This is a genomic window from Erwinia sp. JUb26, from assembly GCF_003751505.1.
In the GTDB taxonomy this organism is placed as follows: domain Bacteria; phylum Pseudomonadota; class Gammaproteobacteria; order Enterobacterales; family Enterobacteriaceae; genus Erwinia.
Map to the genome: position 1 here is coordinate 323,269 of NZ_RJVB01000001.1, position 17,192 is coordinate 340,460.

The following is a 17,192-nucleotide window of genomic DNA, read 5'->3' on the forward strand; positions in this document are numbered from 1 at the left end:
GTTTATCCCCCAAACAGGCGTTTCAGGAATCCCTTCTTCTCTTCTTCGATGAAGCGGAAGGGGCGTTCTTCTCCAAGAAGTCGGTCAACGGTATCAGCATAGGCTTTGCCTGCATCGGATTCGATATCCAGGATGACAGGTTCGCCCTGGTTTGAGGCGCGCAGTACGGACTGATCCTCAGGGATCACACCGACCAGCGGAATACGCAGAATTTCCAGCACGTCTTCCATGCTCAGCATATCGCCACGGCTGACGCGGCCCGGGTTGTAGCGGGTCAGCAGCAAATGCTCTTTAATCGCATCCTGTGAATTTTCAGCACGGCGAGATTTCGACGACAGAATGCCAAGGATACGGTCGGAGTCACGTACGGAAGAGACTTCCGGGTTAGTGGTGATCACCGCTTCATCGGCGAAATAGAGTGCCATCAGCGCACCGGTTTCGATACCTGCCGGTGAATCACAGATAACAAAGTCGAACTCCATGGCGGCCAGATCGTTCAGCACTTTTTCCACGCCTTCGCGAGTCAGTGCATCTTTGTCACGGGTTTGTGACGCGGGCAGAATAAACAAATTCTCAGTGCGCTTATCTTTGATTAACGCCTGATTCAGCGTGGCATCACCCTGGATCACGTTGACGAAATCATAAACAACGCGGCGCTCACAGCCCATTATCAAATCGAGGTTACGCAGGCCGATATCAAAATCGATGACGACCGTCTTTTTTCCTTTTTGCGCTAAACCGGTAGCGATGGCCGCGCTGGACGTAGTTTTACCCACGCCTCCTTTACCCGATGTAACAACAATTATGCGTGCCATATAGTAATTTCCTTAGAAAAGAAAGGGCTTGCGAGCATGGCTCAGTTCAATGTCTGGATGGTCAGCTCACCGTCTTTGAGGCAAAGACGTGATGCTTTTCCGAAAAATTCGTTCGGTATCTGGTCCATAATCCAGTACACACCGCCTATGGACACCAGCTCCGCTGATAAATTCGTGCAAAAAATCTGGCTGCCTTTGTCGCCTCCCGCACCGGCGAGGGCGCGGCCGCGCATCATGCCATAAATATGAATATTGCCATCCGCAATCAGTTCGGCACCCGCACTGACACTGTTCGTGACGATGAGATCGCAGTTTTTGGCATAGATTTGCTGCCCGGATCGCACGGGGGTAGAAATCACCCGGGTTCTGTCTACCGAGGGCTCCGCCGCAGCGGGGGCGGGTATCACCACCGGCGTTTCAGGTTGTGCATCGCCTGCGGGTTTTTTCTCTTTCCCTTCGGTTAAAAGTGGCAGCCCGGACCGTGAAATTGTGCGCTTTAGCTGTTCGTCTTTGCAGCCGCTGACGCCGACAATGTGCAGGCCTGAACCGACTATAGCCTGCTGCATCTGCCGCCAGTTAACATCGCGGGTTAAGGCTGAAACATTCACAACGACTGGCGCATTTCTCAGAAAGGCCGGAGCCTGGCTGACCTTTTCCGCCAGGGCCTTGCGGACAATGGCGGGATCGGTATGGTGCAAATGTAGGACAGAAAGTGTAAAACTGCTGCCCTTTAACTCAATTGGCGATTGTGGCATCTGTCCCGCTCAGTCCTGTTATTTATCATCCCGTCTAAAATAGCCGCACCTTGTGCTGGTTAATCAATGCAGGACAATATTCCGAAGTTCTGTAAGCATGTTATAGTTACTGTAATATTCAGGCAAGCTACCTTCCAGGTTAATTCGAGTAAAAAATATGTTTTGTGTGATCTATCGAAGTACTAAACGCGACCAGACTTATCTTTATGTCGAAAAAAAAGACGATTTCTCACGGGTACCTGAGGCGCTGATGAGTGGCTTTGGCAAACCGCAGCTGGCGATGCTGCTGCCGCTGGATGGCAGTAAGAAGCTGGTGGGCGCGGATATAGAAAAAGTCAGGGCGGCATTACGCGATGAAGGCTTTTATTTACAAATGCCACCACCGCCGGAAAGTTTGCTAAAGATGCATTTGGAAAACCATAAAAAAGTTTAACCAGGAATCGTCTGTAAATATATCTCCGGCCTCGGCTGACGCATTTAAATCCGATGCCGGAGAAGTGATTGAAGGATGCCTGCATGAAATTGCCACTCCTTACCACGCTGTTATCATTGCTGTCGATTTCAGGCAGTCCCGGTTTAACTCATGCTGCCATTCCCCCCGCAGCATTATCCTCTCCGCCCGCTACCACACTTTCACAGCAGGGTCGTGACCCCGCACAGTTCCCTGGCTACGTGGAACAGCTGAAAGCCACCGCACGCCAGCAGGGTTTTAATCAGGCGACTATCGACGCGGCCTTTACCGGCATTCATTTTGTTGACCGGGCCATCACCTCCGATCGCAGCCAGCTCGAACATAAAGTGACGCTTAACGATTACCTCAGCCGCGTACTGACCGTGGGCAAAATCGAGAAGGGACGTGACAAGCTCACCGAGTACCGCACGCAGCTCGAGAGCGTTGCGGCGGGATCGGGCGTTTCTCCTGCATTCATCGTTGCGCTATGGGCGATGGAAAGCCAGTTTGGCACCATTCAGGGTAAAGAAGACGTGATTTCCGCGCTGGCCACGCTGGCCTTTGAAGGGCGTCGCGAAGCGTTCTTCACCAAAGAACTGATGGCCGCGCTGAGTATTATTCAGCAGCAGGGCATGGCGGCGGACGCGCTGAAGGGATCCTGGGCGGGAGCCATGGGGCAGAGCCAGTTCATGCCCAGCTCGTTTCTGAACTACGGCAGGGACGGCGACGGCGACGGCAAAATTGATATCTGGAACAACGTTGATGACGTTTTTGCATCTATCGCTAACTATCTGCAGAAAGAAGGCTGGAAAGCCGGGCAGGGATGGGGAAGCGAGGTCACGCTGCCGTCAGGATTTGATAGCGGGCTTAGCGGTCTGAAAACCGCTCAGGCGAAAACACCCGCACAGTGGCAGCAGCTTGGCGTGGTCCTTAAGACGACCCCGCAGGGAGATGCACCCGGCCGGGCGTGGATCGTCACGCCTGAAGATGGTGACGGCCGTTCATTCATGGTTTATGACAATTTCCGTACGCTAATGCACTGGAATCGATCTTATTATTTTGCCATTAGTATCGGCATGATGGCGGATGCTATCGCACAGTAACACGGGGTGGCTGCGGCATGATGCCGGGGCCGCCGTTTAACCAAGCAGGGGAAAAACATGTATCAGCATCACAACTGGCAGAGCGCATTGTTGGATTTTCCGGTCAATAAGGTGGTTTGCGTGGGCAGTAACTACGCCAAACATATTAAAGAGATGGGCAGCGCGACCCCGACCGAACCTGTGCTGTTTATCAAACCGGAAACCGCGCTGTGCGATATCCGTCAGCCGCTGTCCATTCCACAGGGGCTCGGTGCCGTGCATCATGAAGTCGAGCTGGCGGTGCTGATTGGTGCCACGCTCAAACATGCCAGCGAAGAGCACGTCGCTCAGGCGATTGCAGGCTATGGCGTGGCGCTGGATTTAACCCTGCGCGACGTGCAGGCGGGCTGCAAGAAGGCCGGACAGCCGTGGGAAAAAGCAAAAGGGTTTGATAACTCCTGCCCGATTTCGGGTTTTATCCCGCGCAGTGAATTTACCGCCGACCCGCAGAACGTTGAACTGAAGCTGATCGTCAACGGTGAAGTTCGCCAGCACGGCAGTACCGCTGATATGATCCACCAAATCCTGCCGCTGATAGCCTATATGAGCAAGTTCTTCACCCTGCGCGCGGGCGATGTGATCCTGACCGGTACGCCGGAAGGCGTTGGCCCAATGGCCTCCGGCGATAAGCTGGAAGTGTCGCTCGGCGGTCACGGTATCGCGACCCGGGTGCTGTAATACTTGCATCCTCAGCCCAAACCCTTTATAAGGTGCGGGTTTTTACTTTTACCGGACACCGACATGACTGAGAACCCTTTCTGGCAGCAAAAAACGCTGGAACAGATGAGCGATGAGGAATGGGAATCCCTGTGCGATGGCTGTGGTCAGTGCTGCCTGAACAAGCTGCAGGATGCCGACACGGATGAGATTTACTTTACCAACGTCGCCTGTAACCAGCTGAATATCAAAACCTGCCAGTGCCGCAACTACGAGCACCGTTTTGAGCTGGAAGAGGACTGCATCAAGCTGACGCGCGAAAATCTGCCAACTTTCGAATGGCTGCCGCCCAGCTGCGCCTATCGTGTGCTGGCCGAAGGCAAAACGCTGCCGGTCTGGCATCCGCTACGCAACGGTTCGCGTGCGGCCATGCATGCAGCCAGAATCTCAGTACGTCATATTGCCGTGCATGAAAGCGAAGTGGTGGACTGGGAAGAGCACATCATTAATCGCCCACGCGGTTACGGTAATTAACCGTCGGTCAGTCCAGGAAAACAATAAGGCCAGCAACGTTGCTGGCCTTATTCATTTAGCGCGAGAACAAATCGCGTCTTTTCGGTTTAAACGCCTGGGCAATCAGCACCAGCACGGCCACCAGCAGATAGGCGGCAAAAATCCCCACCAGCCACTGCGGCATACTCATATTCAGCAGCATCCATGAGCGCTCAGCGCAGTCGCCGCTGGCGACGAAGACCGAAGGCAGCCATTTATCCAGCGGCAGCCAGGACGGGAAACGCGCCGCAAAGTCGCAGGTCACGAACGGTGACGGATGCAGCTGTATCATGGTGTGTTCCCATGCCAGACGCACACCTTCCCACGCACTGTACAGCCAGATCAGAATAGCCACCCAGCGCAGCGGCGTTTTGGGTGCGATAGCGCCAACGATCCCGGCGCCCATAATGCCGAACAGCGCGCAACGTTCGTAAATGCACATTACGCAGGGTTTAAGCAACATCACATGCTGAAAATAGAGCGCCGTCAATTCGAGGGCAAAAGCAGTAAACGCCATTAACAGCCAGGCACCCCGGCCATAAGAACAGCGATTCAGGTATCTCAACATAAGTCTATCCGTGTAGTAAGCGTTGATTCGGCAGTGTAAACCAAAAGCCGCCGTATTCCAGCCTCGGGAGAAGAAATATTTAGGCAGTGAAATGACTTAAATTAAACCTGGTACGAAAAAAGGCGTCGATGAAGGCCCGAATCCGGTTCGAGCGGCAAAAAGGCAAAAACGCCGGATAAAGACCAGGATAAAGCTGATTTTTTTGCTGGCGATCGACATTTTCCTCCTGCCACGAGCTAGGTGAAGCCTGGGGCCTCTGGTATGATGAGACGAATTTTTGCAGTCATGAACGCAATGGAAACAAAAAGCTTATGGTCATCAAGGCACAGAGCCCTGCCGGTTTTGCAGAAGAATATATAATAGAAAGTATCTGGAATAACCGTTTTCCCCCTGGCTCGATACTGCCTGCTGAACGTGAACTCTCAGAGCTGATCGGCGTCACACGCACTACGCTTCGTGAAGTGCTGCAGCGTCTGGCTCGTGACGGCTGGCTGACCATTCAGCATGGTAAACCCACTCGGGTAAACAACTTCTGGGAAACCTCGGGACTGAGCATTCTTGAGACTCTGGCGCGTCTTGACCACGACAGCGTGCCGCAGCTGATTGATAACCTGCTTTCCGTGCGTACCGATATTTCTTCCATCTTTATCCGCCGTGCCATTCGTACCTACCCGGATAAAGCGCGAGAAGTGTTGGAAACGGCTAACCACATTGACGATCACGCTGAGGCATACACCGAGCTGGACTACAGCATTTTCCGCGGGCTGGCGTTTGCCTCCGGCAATCCGATTTATGGGCTGATCCTCAACGGCCTGAGAGGGTTGTACACCCGGGTTGGCCGCCACTACTTTTCGAATCCTGAAGCGCGCCGCCTGGCGCAGGATTTCTATCAGCACCTGCTGCATATCTGTCACTCGAAAGAGTATGAACAGATTGCCGACACCGTGCGGGATTATGGCCGCCGTAGCGGAGAGATCTGGCATGCGATGCAGATCAGTATGCCGACGGATCTGCCGCCGCCTCGCCGCTGACGGACAGCACAATGTGAAACGCCCCCGGATGAGTCTGCCTCCGGGGGCGTTTTTATTTCAGCATACGTGAAGGTAACGATCCGTCAGAGCGGGCTACTCGGCCGCGGCGGGCAGCGATCGAGGATCTCTGACGTGCCGTCTTCGTTTTGCTGCTCGAGCGTGACGTCAAAGCCCCACAGACGATGAACATGCTTAAGCACCTCACGACGGCTTTTATCCAGCGGCGCGCGATTGTGCGGCACGTAGCGCAGCGTCAGTGAACGGTCGCCGCGTAAGTCGACATCATAAACCTGAATGTTCGGCTCCAGGTTGCTGAGATTATACTGCGCGGAAAGCTGCTGACGGATTGCCCGGTAGCCCGTTTCATCATGGATCGCCGCGATTTCCAGATAGTTGTTGCGATCGTCATCCAGCACGGTAAACAGGCGGAAATCACGCATCACCTTCGGCGACAGGAACTGGCTGATAAAGCTTTCGTCTTTGAACTCGCGCATGGCGAAGTGCATCGTCTCCAGCCAGTCTTTCCCGGCAATATCCGGGAACCAGTAGCGATCCTCTTCGGTGGGATGCTGGCAGATGCGCTGGATATCCTGGAACATGGCAAAACCGAGCGCGTAGGGGTTAATGCCGTTGTACCACTGGCTATTATACGGCGGTTGATAGACCACGTTCGTGTGGCTGTGAAGAAACTCCAGCATAAAGCGCTCGGAGACTTTTCCTTCGTCATAAAGATGATTCAGAATGGTGTAGTGCCAGAACGTTGCCCAGCCTTCATTCATGACCTGCGTCTGCTTTTGCGGATAGAAATACTGGCTGACTTTTCTGACGATGCGCAGACACTCTCGCTGCCACGGCTCCAGCAGTGGCGCGTTTTTCTCCATAAAGTACAGCAGGTTTTCCTGCGGCTCCGACGGATAGCGGGCGGCTGAATGCTGCGTTTCCTCGCGCTCACGACGCGGCAGGGTGCGCCACAGCATATTAACCTGGCTTTGCAGATACTCTTCGCGGCTCTTCTGTCGCGCTTTCTCTTCCTGTAGCGAAATCTTTTGCGGCCGCTTGTAGCGATCTACGCCGTAGTTCATCAGCGCATGGCAGGAATCCAGCAGCCGTTCCACCTGCTCAAGCCCGTAGCGTTCTTCACATTCGCGGATGTAGTTGCGGGCAAAAATCAGGTAGTCAACGATGGAGCTGGCATCGGTCCAGCTGCGGAACAGGTAGTTGTTTTTGAAGAAAGAGTTGTGCCCGTAGCAGGCATGCGCCATCACCAGCGCCTGCATGGTCATGGTGTTCTCTTCCATCAGGTAGGCGATACAGGGGTTGGAGTTGATGACGATTTCATAGGCCAGCCCTTGCTGGCCGTGCTTGTAGCGCTGTTCGGTTTCGATAAATTTTTTGCCGAACGACCAGTGCGCATAATTGATTGGCATTCCCACGCTGGAGTAGGCATCCATCATCTGTTCTGAGGTGATGACCTCAATTTGATGAGGGTAGGTATCCAGTCGGTAGGATTTGGCAACGCGATCGATCTCTTTCAGATACACATCAAGCAGGTCGAACGTCCAGTCTGGTCCATCATTGAGTCGTTTGCTGTCCGTAATTGGAACGTCAAAGATCGTTGTCATAGCGCACCCCTTTTTATAAAACCGGTTTCTGGCGATACAGCACGTAGCGACAAAATGTCCGTTTTCACGTCAACCTATCCCCGCATTTGTGCCGCGTTGATAAGCCTGGAATAAAAGCCAATATCTCAATGATAGTTCACTGTCTCTTATCCCTCTCGTGAAAACAAACGAAATCTTCGACAGAAAATAGAGCCTGATTTAAAAAAAGATATTTCCGTGATGGGAAATGCCCATAATTGAATGTTTTTTAGAATTAAATCCTGTTTATAACCAAAAGATATGATGTGAACGGTTTGTGCTGTTAACTGGCTTTTTATGCCAAAAAAGGTATTTAAGATGCTGGGTATGTGACAAAAGAAGAATTTTTGACTGTATTCGTAGTGATATCTTGTTTTTATTCGCTGGCTGGGTGAAAAATATGTGAAATTTGTCAGCGAGCGGTGTGTGCTTTTACTGGTGATTTGCTCGGTAATAAAAGCTATCACATAGTGTAATGTTCTTTAGAGACCAGGTGGGGTTCGGTATGCGTGTTGTCATTCTCGGTAGTGGGGTGGTCGGCGTGGCCAGTGCGTGGTATCTGGCGCAGGCGGGGCACGAAGTGACTGTCATCGATCGCCAGCCGGATGCGGCGCTGGAAACCAGTGCCGGCAACGCCGGACAAATATCTCCGGGGTATGCGGCACCGTGGGCGGCACCGGGCGTCCCGCTGAAAGCGGTTAAATGGATGTTCCAGCGACATGCGCCGCTGGCGATCCGTCTTGACGGCAGTCGCTTCCAGCTGGAGTGGATGTGGCAGATGCTGCGCAACTGCGACATGAGTCACTACCAGCAGAATAAAAGCCGTATGGTGCGCATCTCCGAATACAGCCGCGACTGCCTGAAGGCGCTGCGCCTGGAAACCGGCATTGCCTATGAAGGGCGCCAGGGCGGCACGCTACAGCTGTTCCGTACCGCGCAGCAGTATGAAAGCGCGGCGAAAGATATTGCCGTACTGAAAGAGGCGGGCGTGCCCTATGAGCTGCTGGAAGCCGCCGATCTGGCGCGCGTCGAGCCTGCCCTGGCCACCACGCAGCACAAACTGACCGGCGGCCTGCGCCTGCCGAATGATGAAACCGGTGACTGCCAGCTGTTCACTCAGCGACTGGCCAGAATGGCGGCCGAAGCGGGCGTTAACTTCCGCTTCAATATGCAGGTGGATGCGCTGCTGCAGGAGGGGAACCAGATCCGCGGCGTGAAGTGTGGAGAAGAAGTGATTACTGCCGATGCCTACGTGGTGGCATTCGGTTCGTTCTCCACCGCACTGCTGCACGATATCGTCAAAATCCCGGTCTACCCGCTAAAAGGCTACTCGCTGACCGTGCCGATTACCGACGAGACCGCCGCGCCCGTATCCACCGTGCTGGATGAAACTTACAAAGTTGCGATCACGCGCTTTGATAATCGCATTCGCGTCGGCGGAATGGCGGAAATTGTTGGCTATAATACAAAATTATTACCGGCGCGCCGGGGTACGCTGGAAATGGTGGTGCGCGATCTCTTCCCGCACGGCGGCAATGTTGCCGAGGCGACTTTCTGGAGCGGGCTGCGCCCGATGACCCCGGACGGTACGCCGATCGTGGGCCGTACCCCATTGAAAAACCTGTATCTTAATACCGGCCATGGTACTCTGGGCTGGACGATGGCCTGCGGATCCGGTCAGCTTCTGGCGGATATTATTACGGGTAAAACGCCGGCGATTATGGCGGAAGATCTGTCGGTCATGCGCTATCTGCCGGGCTATACGCCTGCGCCGGCCCGTTCGCTGCACGGGGCCAGTATCCGTTAACTTACCGTATTGAATGTTCAAGGAGAGAGTATGTCGCGTCCGATTGTCGCAACGATCGATACCGCCGCGTTGCGGCAAAACCTGGCCGTCGCCCGCCAGGCAGCAGGCGGTTCGCGCCTGTGGTCAGTGGTTAAAGCTAACGCCTATGGGCACGGTATTGAGCGCGTCTGGCAGAGCCTGCAGGAAACCGACGGCTTCGGGTTGCTGGATCTGGAAGAGGCGATCCTGCTGCGCGAACGCGGCTGGAAGAAGCCTATCCTGCTGCTGGAAGGTTTTTTCCATCCGGAAGACCTGGACATTCTCGACCGCTACCGCCTGACCACCAGCGTACACAGCAACTGGCAGATCCAGGCGCTGGCAAAGGCGAAGCTCTCCGCGCCGCTGGATATTTACCTCAAAATGAACAGCGGCATGAACAGACTGGGCTTCCAGCCTGAGCAGGTACATAACGCCTGGCAAAAACTGCGTTCGCTGCCGAACGTGGGTGACATTACCCTGATGGCGCACTTTGCCGAAGGGGAAACGGCGGAAGGCATTGCCGAACCGCTGAGACGTATAGAGCAGGCGGCGGAAGGGCTTGACTGCCCGCGCAGCCTCGCCAACTCTGCCGCCACGCTGTGGCATCCGCAAACCCACCACGACTGGGTGCGCCCCGGTATTATTCTCTACGGTGCTTCACCCAGCGGCCGTTGGCAGGATATCGCCGGGAACGGGCTGAAGCCGGTGATGACTTTAACCAGTGAAATTATCGGTGTGCAGCAGCTGGGCGTCGGAGCCCGGGTGGGGTACGGCGGGTTGTATCGTGCGAGTGAAGAGCAGCGTATTGGCGTGGTGGCCTGCGGCTATGCCGACGGCTATCCGCGTATTTCGCCAACCGGTACGCCGGTAATGGTCGATGGCGTCATGACCCGTATCGTTGGCCGCGTTTCCATGGATATGATCACCGTGGATTTAACCCCCTGCCCGCAGGCCGGTATCGGCAGTGCGGTTGAGCTGTGGGGGAATCACGTCAAGATCGATGATGTTGCGGCGGCATCCGGCACCGTGGGTTATGAGCTGATGTGTGCGCTCGCGCCTCGGGTACCGGTTGTTATCGTGTAATCGCTAAAATCAGAGCGCGGTCAGCGTGCCGCGCACTTTCTTACTGAAGCGCCAGGCGATAAACGCCAGCAGCGCACCCGCCACCATCATCAGCGCCAGCGCCGACTTTTCCGTCAGCGGCAGGGCCATCATTAACAGCCCGGCCGACGAACCGCCAGCCATCTGAATAAAGCCCGCCAGCGCCGAGGCCACACCGGCCTGCTGCTGATAGGGTTCCAGCGCGTAGCTGGTGGCCGGTCCGACGGTAAAGGCCAGACCGGCAACGGACACCGCCACCGGCAGCATATACAGTGCCCAGTGCGTCTGCCACGCGTCGGGAAGCAGCCAGACGCCCGCCGTCAGCATTACCGCCCCGGCGGTCATCGCCAGCGCGCCAATTGCCAGGCAGACAGGACGGCCGAGCTTGCGAATAACCTTATTGACCAGCACGCTGACCAGCATAATCCAGAAGCCGTTGGCACCGAACGCAACCGAGAACTGCAGGGCTGACAGGCGGCCTTCGGTCATCAGCACGTTAGGTGCCAGTGAAACATAGGTCAGTACCATGCCCAGCGCTCCGGCGTTAGCGAAAGCGAACGCAAGGAATCGCGGCTGGCGGAGGATCTGCCAGTACTGGCGCAGCGGCAGGCCTTTGACTTTTTGCGTATCCGCCGGGCGCGTCTCCGGCAGGAAGAACACTACCAGCAGACCGATAAACACGGCGTAGAGAGTGAGGAACCAGAACGGCGCGCGCCAGTTGAAGGCTTCCGCCAGCAGCCCGCCGAGCAGCGGGGCGAGCGCAGGAACGATATTCAGCGCGCCGTTAAGGAAGCCGTAGGCGCGGGCGGCATCATCACCGTTCAGGCGATCGCGAACGCCGCTAAAGGCCACAACCGCCGTACAGCAGACCGCACAGCCCTGAATAATGCGCGCCACCAGGAACTGCAGCCAGACGTCTGCAGTGGCCGCCATCACGCTACCGATAACGTAAAGCAGCAGGCCAACGATGGCGATGGGTTTACGCCCCAGGTTATCCACCAGTGGACCGGCGACAATTTGTCCCAGGCCCATCACCAGCAGGAACAGGGGAATGGTGGTCTGAATGTTGGCCACCGGGGTGTTTAATCCGACGGCGATGTCCGGCAGAGTGGGCAGATACAGATCGATGCCCAGCGGGGCAAGCAGAACCAGGCTGAGCAGCAGCAGGGTGAATTTTTGCATGACAGAAGTAAGATCCAAAATTAAAGCAAGCCGTACAGGGTAGAGATTCCCCAGGTAAAAGAAAAGCATAAAGTGTCAGGAGACAGCAGAATTATCTCCTGACGTCGGGAAGTTATTCTTTATCCTGCTGCACACGGACCCCAACTTTAATGATTTCATTGTCTTCTTTTTCTGCCACCGTCCAGATCAGATTTTTCCACTCAACCTGATCGCCGACCACCGGCGCACCGCCGATGATTTCGGCAACCAGCTGTCCGAGGGTTTGCTGACGATCGTTTTCTTCATCAAGATCGATACCATATATCTCAGAGACATCCTGCAGTCGCGCGTCGGCCTGCAGGATAAAGTCACCGAAGAATCGCTGGTCCAGTTCTACCGGCGGCGACTGGCTGAACAGCTTGCCCAGCGCGGCCAGATCCCGCTCACGGCCAATCACGCAGAGAATATCGCCTTCCCGCAGCCGTGTATTGCCCGTGGGATGCAGCAGCTGGTTATCGCGGAACAGGGCGGCGATGCGCGTTTCTCTCGGCATGTGCAGATCGCGCAGGGCCGCGCCGACGCACCATTTATCCGCGCTAAGCTGGTAAACAAAATTCTCCCACGGATTTTCAGGATGAATATCAAGACCGATGCGCGAAATCGGTGAGGCCGTAGGCGGGACGATCACCCGGGCTTTACGCGCGGCAAAGCCCAGCGAGGTGCCCTGAACAATCAGCGAAACCAGCACCACGAAGAAGGCAATGTTGAAGAACAGCGAGGCATGGGGCAGACCCGCCATCATCGGGAACACGGCGAGGATGATCGGCACCGCCCCGCGTAGCCCAACCCAGCTGATAAAGAAGCGTTCGCGGATGTTGAAGCCGCGAAACGGCAGCAGCCCGACCATCACCGACAGCGGACGTGCCAGCAGGATCAGCCACAGCGATAGCAGCATCGCCGGAACGGCGATATGCCACAGGTCGAGCGGATTGACCAGCAGCCCCAGCACCAGAAACATGCCGATCTGGCTGAGCCAGGCCATGCCGTCGAAGGTTTGCAGAATGCCGTGGCGACTGCGGATCGGGCGGTTGCCGAGTACAAAGCCGCAGAGATACACCGCCAGAATACCGCTGCCTTCCAGCGCGGTAGTCAGGGAAAACACCAGAATACCGCCGCTCAGCGCCAGCAATGGATAAAGCCCGCCGGGAAGCGAAATACGGTTAATTAGCTGCAGCAGCCCCCAGCCCCCGCCAATCCCCAGCGCGATGCCGAGGCCGAACTCCTGGATCAGATGCACGAAGAACATCATATCCAGCCCGGACTGGCCCTTCTGAATCATGTCGATCAGCGTAATGGTCAGAAATACCGCCATCGGATCGTTGCTGCCTGATTCAATCTCCAGCGTGGAGCTGACGCGCTCGTTAAGCCCTTTCCCGCCCAGCAGCGAGAAGACCGCCGCCGCGTCGGTTGAACCGATAATCGCGCCAATCAGGAAGCCGTTCATCATATTCAGATCGAACAGCCAAGCTGCGGCCATCCCGGTCAGACCGGCGGTAATCAGTACTCCCACGGTTGCCAGTGACAGCGCCGGGCCGAGGGCGACCTTAAAGGAACTGGCCTGAGTGCGCATGCCGCCATCCAGCAGGATCACAGCCAGCGCGAGGTTACTGATCAGATAGGCTGCAGGATAGTTGTTAAAGGCAATGCCGCCGATGCCGTCAACGCCGGCCAGCATGCCGAGCGCAAGGAAGATAACCAGAATCGGGATACCCAGGCGGGAGGAAAACGAACTCAGCAGTATGCTTGCGGCAACCAGCACTGAACCAATAATAAATAGACTGTAAATCGCGCTGGCTTCCAAAAGACGTTTCTCCCGACGGGTTAAATTACTTTTTTACAGAGTCTGCATGGCAGAACAAAAAATCACAGGCTGAGCTCACTCAGTTGAATTCAGGGGATAAAATAGCGTAAAAAACAGTGCGGTGAATACCGCTGAGTGCGCAAAAGGGAATTTTTCTGCCAACTGGTACGTTTAGAGACCGAAATAGGGCATAAATGACAGTCATATCCGCAGTGCTACGCCGATAGCAGGGCGCTACCGGCGCAGTAAAGCTTAGTAGTTTTCCTCAACCTGCTTCTGGAACAGGGCACGGAATACCGGATAGATATCTTCCGGCTCACGAATATGCTGAATAGCGAAATTATCGAAACGGGTCTGCAAATTCTCGTATTCACGCCACAGCGTCTGGTGGGCACGGCGGGTGATTTCGATGTAACTATAGTACCGCACCATCGGCAAAATATTTTTCGCCAGCAGCTCGTGACAAAGCGGCGAGTCATCGGCCCAGTTGTCGCCATCGGACGCCTGCGCGGCATAGATATTCCACTGCGCCGGGTCGTAACGCTCCTTCACCACCTCATCCATCAGTTTTAACGCACTGGATACGATAGTGCCGCCGGTTTCCTGCGAGTAGAAGAACTCCTGCTCATCCACCTCTTTCGCCTGCGTATGGTGGCGGATATACACCACATCGACGTTTTTGTAGGTGCGGCTGAGGAACAGATACAGCAGGATATAGAAGCGTTTCGCCATATCCTTGGTGGCCTGGTCCATCGAACCGGAAACGTCCATCAGGCAGAACATCACCGCCTGGCTGGAAGGCTCCGGGCGCTTTTCAAAATTCTTGTAGCGTAAATCAAAGGTATCGATAAACGGCACGCGCTTAATGCGGGCACGCAGTTCGGCGATTTCCTTACGCAGTTGCTCCTCTTCCAGCAGCTGAGCCGGTTCGCTGTTCTCCACGGTTTTCAGCGTTTCTTCCAGTTCGGCCAGCGTGCGGCGTTTACTGGCGGTCATCGCCGTGCGGCGCGCCAGCGAGTTTTGCAGCGAGCGGACCACGCTGATATTGGCCGGAACGCCGTTGGCGGTATAGCCCGCGCGGTGGGTTTTGTACTCGTTAAGCTGACGATGCTGGTTTTTCTTGAGATTCGGCAGGGCCAGATCTTCAAACAGCAGGTCGAGGTACTCATCTTTCGAAATATTAAAGACGAACTCATCCTGGCCTTCACCGTCCTGGCTGGCGTTGCCCTGGCCACTTCCGCTGCCACCGCCGCCGCCCTGCGGGCGCTCAACGCGGTCGTTCTGCACGAAGTGATCGTTGCCGGGATGTACGCGGTGACGCTGGCCGCCGCGTCCCTGATGGAAAGACGGCTCGTTAATATCCTCAATCGGGATTGAGACGGATTCGCCGCTTTCTACGTCGGTAACCGAACGCTTGTTGATGGCCTCGGAGATCGACTGTTTGATTTGCGACTTATAGCGGCGCAAAAAGCGCTGGCGGTTGACCGCGCTCTTGTTTTTGCCGTTAAGACGCCGATCGATAAAATAGGCCATAGCTCCCCCATACTACGTTGCAGACGGGTCTGGGATCTCCCGGACCCGCGCTGATGCACTCCTCGCGAATGTACTACCGAGGTCGCAAGGCCAGTTGCTGCCAGGCGACCTTCTTAGCACTTACGCAAACGTCAGGATGACTTCCTTACGCGCAGATACCATTCGCACAGCAGGCGAACCTGTTTACGGGTATAGCCTTTCTCCATCATGCGATCGACGAAGTCGTCGTGTTTTTTCTGCTCATCGGTGGATGTTTTGGCATTAAACGAAATGACCGGCAGCAGCTCTTCCGTGTTGGAGAACATTTTCTTCTCGATCACGGTACGCAGCTTCTCGTAGCTGGTCCAGTTCGGATTACGGCCATTATTATGTGCCCGTGCGCGCAGCACGAAGTTGACGATTTCGTTACGGAAGTCTTTCGGGTTGCTGATCCCGGCAGGCTTCTCGATCTTTTCCAGTTCGGCGTTCAGTGCTTCCCGGTCGAACAGCTGTCCGGTATCGGGGTCACGGTATTCCTGATCCTGGATCCAGAAATCGGCATAGGTGACGTAGCGGTCAAAAATGTTCTGGCCGTACTCGGAGTAAGATTCCAGGTAGGCGGTCTGGATCTCTTTACCGATAAACTCGGCGTATTTCGGGATCAGATAGCCTTTCAGATGCTCAAGGTATTTCTCAGCCTGCTCCTGCGGGAACTGTTCGCGATCGATCTGCTGCTCCAGCACGTAGAACAGGTGAACCGGGTTGGCCGCCACTTCCACGTGGTCGAAGTTAAACACGCGGGAGAGGATTTTAAAGGCAAAGCGGGTGGACAGGCCGTTCATCCCCTCATCCACACCGGCGTAGTCACGATACTCCTGATAGGACTTCGCTTTCGGATCGGTATCCTTGAGGCTTTCCCCGTCGTAAACGCGCATTTTCGAATAGCTGCTGGAGTTTTCCGGCTCTTTCAGACGCGAAAGAATCGAGAAGCGGGCCAGCGTTTCCAGGGTTCCCGGGGCGCACGGTGCATGTGTGAGTTCACTGTTAACCAGCAATTTCTCGTAGATTTTAATCTCTTCGGAAACCCGCAGGCAGTAAGGAACCTTAACGATATACACGCGGTCGAGGAACGCTTCGTTGTTTTTGTTGTTACGGAAGGTGACCCACTCCGATTCGTTCGAGTGCGCCAGGATAATGCCGTTAAACGGCAGGGCTGAGATGCCTTCGGTGCCGTTGTAGTTGCCCTCCTGCGTGGCGGTCAGCAGCGGGTGCAGCACTTTAATCGGCGCTTTGAACATCTCAACGAATTCCATGATCCCCTGGTTTGCCCGGCACAGCGCGCCGGAATAGCCGTAGGCATCAGGATCGTTCTGGGCGTGATTCTCCAGCTTGCGGATATCCACTTTACCCACCAGCGCGGAGATATCCTGGTTGTTTTCATCACCTGGTTCGGTTTTGGCGATCGCAATCTGTTCCAGAATAGACGGCCATACCTTGACGACCTTAAAGCGGGTGATATCCCCACCGAAATCGTGCAGGCGCTTCGCGGCCCACGGCGACATGATCGTGCCGAGGTAGCGACGTGGTACGCCATACTCTTTATCCAGAATATTGGCATCTTCCTGCGGATTAAACAGGCACAGTGGATGATCGTTAACCGGGCTGCGTTCACCGTCGGCGCTGAGCACGTAGACAGGTACGCGCTGCATCAGCGATTTCAGGCGTTCTGCAAGAGAGGATTTACCACCGCCGACCGGGCCCAGCAGATACAGGATCTGTTTTTTCTCTTCCAGGCCCTGGGCTGCGTGTTTCAGGTAGGAGACGATTTGCTCAATCGCTTCCTCCATGCCGTAAAACTCTTCAAACGCCGGGTAGCGTGCAACCACGCGGTTAGAGAACAGCCGGGAAAGGCGAGGCTCAAGCGCGGTGTCGACCATGACGGGTTCACCGATGGCCATAAGCAGTCGTTCCGCCGCATTAGCGTATGCACTGCGATCCTGCCGACAGATGGTAAGAAATTCCTGCAGTGTGAACTCTTCGTCCTTGGCAGCTTCATAACGCTGACGATAGTGATCGAATATATTCATAGCGATGCCCGTCCTTTCGTTTTTAGCACAGGTA

15 protein-coding genes are annotated in these 17,192 nt (G+C 55.3%); 7 read left to right on the top strand and 8 right to left on the bottom strand.

From position 1 onward, the window contains the following. Positions 1-2: 2 nt before the first annotated feature. Positions 3-815: a septum site-determining protein MinD gene (minD, locus tag EC836_RS01495; RefSeq protein WP_123329448.1), complete on the bottom strand. Its 813-nt coding sequence runs from the start codon at positions 813-815 to the stop codon at positions 3-5. Positions 816-856: 41 nt separating this feature from the next. After that, positions 857-1,570 carry a septum site-determining protein MinC gene (gene minC / locus EC836_RS01500; protein WP_123329450.1) on the bottom strand — a complete coding sequence of 238 codons (714 nt, stop codon included), beginning with the start codon at positions 1,568-1,570 and terminating at the stop codon, positions 857-859. 157 nt (positions 1,571-1,727) lie between these two features. On the opposite strand from minC, the gene EC836_RS01505 reads away from it, so the two are divergent. From EC836_RS01505 to EC836_RS01520, 4 genes are all read left to right on the top strand, one after another. After that, the gene (locus EC836_RS01505) at positions 1,728-2,003 is read left to right on the top strand and encodes a YcgL domain-containing protein (protein WP_123329452.1); all 276 of its coding nucleotides are present in this window, start codon (positions 1,728-1,730) and stop codon (positions 2,001-2,003) included. A gap of 83 nt (positions 2,004-2,086) precedes the next feature. Continuing rightward, the gene (locus tag EC836_RS01510) at positions 2,087-3,124 is read left to right on the top strand and encodes a lytic transglycosylase domain-containing protein (protein ID WP_123329454.1); all 1,038 of its coding nucleotides are present in this window, start codon (positions 2,087-2,089) and stop codon (positions 3,122-3,124) included. Positions 3,125-3,181: 57 nt separating this feature from the next. After that, entirely contained in the window at positions 3,182-3,841 is a 660-nt protein-coding gene (locus tag EC836_RS01515; protein WP_123329456.1) for a fumarylacetoacetate hydrolase family protein, read from the top strand. Positions 3,842-3,904: 63 nt separating this feature from the next. Beyond that, on the top strand, positions 3,905-4,354 hold the full coding sequence (locus EC836_RS01520; protein WP_123329459.1) for a YcgN family cysteine cluster protein: 450 nt from the start codon (positions 3,905-3,907) through the stop codon (positions 4,352-4,354). Positions 4,355-4,409: 55 nt separating this feature from the next. On the opposite strand, the gene dsbB is transcribed toward EC836_RS01520, so the two are convergent. Beyond that, the gene (gene dsbB / locus EC836_RS01525; RefSeq protein ID WP_123329461.1) at positions 4,410-4,940 is read right to left on the bottom strand and encodes a disulfide bond formation protein DsbB; all 531 of its coding nucleotides are present in this window, start codon (positions 4,938-4,940) and stop codon (positions 4,410-4,412) included. A 311-nt stretch (positions 4,941-5,251) separates the two neighbouring features. Here dsbB and fadR point away from each other — a divergent pair, with 311 nt between their 5' ends. Next, positions 5,252-5,971 (top strand): fatty acid metabolism transcriptional regulator FadR, encoded by a 720-nt coding sequence (fadR, locus tag EC836_RS01530; protein ID WP_123329463.1) that lies wholly within the window; start codon positions 5,252-5,254, stop codon positions 5,969-5,971. An 83-nt stretch (positions 5,972-6,054) separates the two neighbouring features. Here the strand turns inward: fadR and EC836_RS01535 are convergent, their stop codons facing one another. Then, complete coding sequence (locus EC836_RS01535; RefSeq protein ID WP_123329465.1) at positions 6,055-7,593, bottom strand: SpoVR family protein; 1,539 nt, start codon at positions 7,591-7,593, stop codon at positions 6,055-6,057. A gap of 523 nt (positions 7,594-8,116) precedes the next feature. Here EC836_RS01535 and EC836_RS01540 point away from each other — a divergent pair. After that, positions 8,117-9,418 (top strand): D-amino acid dehydrogenase, encoded by a 1,302-nt coding sequence (locus EC836_RS01540; RefSeq protein ID WP_123329467.1) that lies wholly within the window; start codon positions 8,117-8,119, stop codon positions 9,416-9,418. 30 nt (positions 9,419-9,448) lie between these two features. Then, the gene (gene dadX / locus EC836_RS01545; protein WP_123329473.1) at positions 9,449-10,519 is read left to right on the top strand and encodes a catabolic alanine racemase DadX; all 1,071 of its coding nucleotides are present in this window, start codon (positions 9,449-9,451) and stop codon (positions 10,517-10,519) included. Positions 10,520-10,528: 9 nt separating this feature from the next. Here dadX and EC836_RS01550 read toward each other — a convergent pair whose 3' ends face one another. From EC836_RS01550 to yeaG, 4 genes are all read right to left on the bottom strand, one after another. After that, a complete protein-coding gene (locus EC836_RS01550) occupies positions 10,529-11,719 on the bottom strand; it encodes a multidrug effflux MFS transporter (RefSeq protein WP_123329475.1) in 1,191 nt (396 codons plus the stop codon). 112 nt (positions 11,720-11,831) lie between these two features. Then, complete coding sequence (locus tag EC836_RS01555) at positions 11,832-13,559, bottom strand: potassium/proton antiporter (protein WP_123329477.1); 1,728 nt, start codon at positions 13,557-13,559, stop codon at positions 11,832-11,834. A gap of 252 nt (positions 13,560-13,811) precedes the next feature. Next, a complete protein-coding gene (locus tag EC836_RS01560; protein ID WP_123329479.1) occupies positions 13,812-15,092 on the bottom strand; it encodes a YeaH/YhbH family protein in 1,281 nt (426 codons plus the stop codon). Between the two features lie 131 nt (positions 15,093-15,223). Then, complete coding sequence (gene yeaG / locus EC836_RS01565; RefSeq protein ID WP_123329481.1) at positions 15,224-17,158, bottom strand: protein kinase YeaG; 1,935 nt, start codon at positions 17,156-17,158, stop codon at positions 15,224-15,226. Positions 17,159-17,192: the final 34 nt, after the last annotated feature.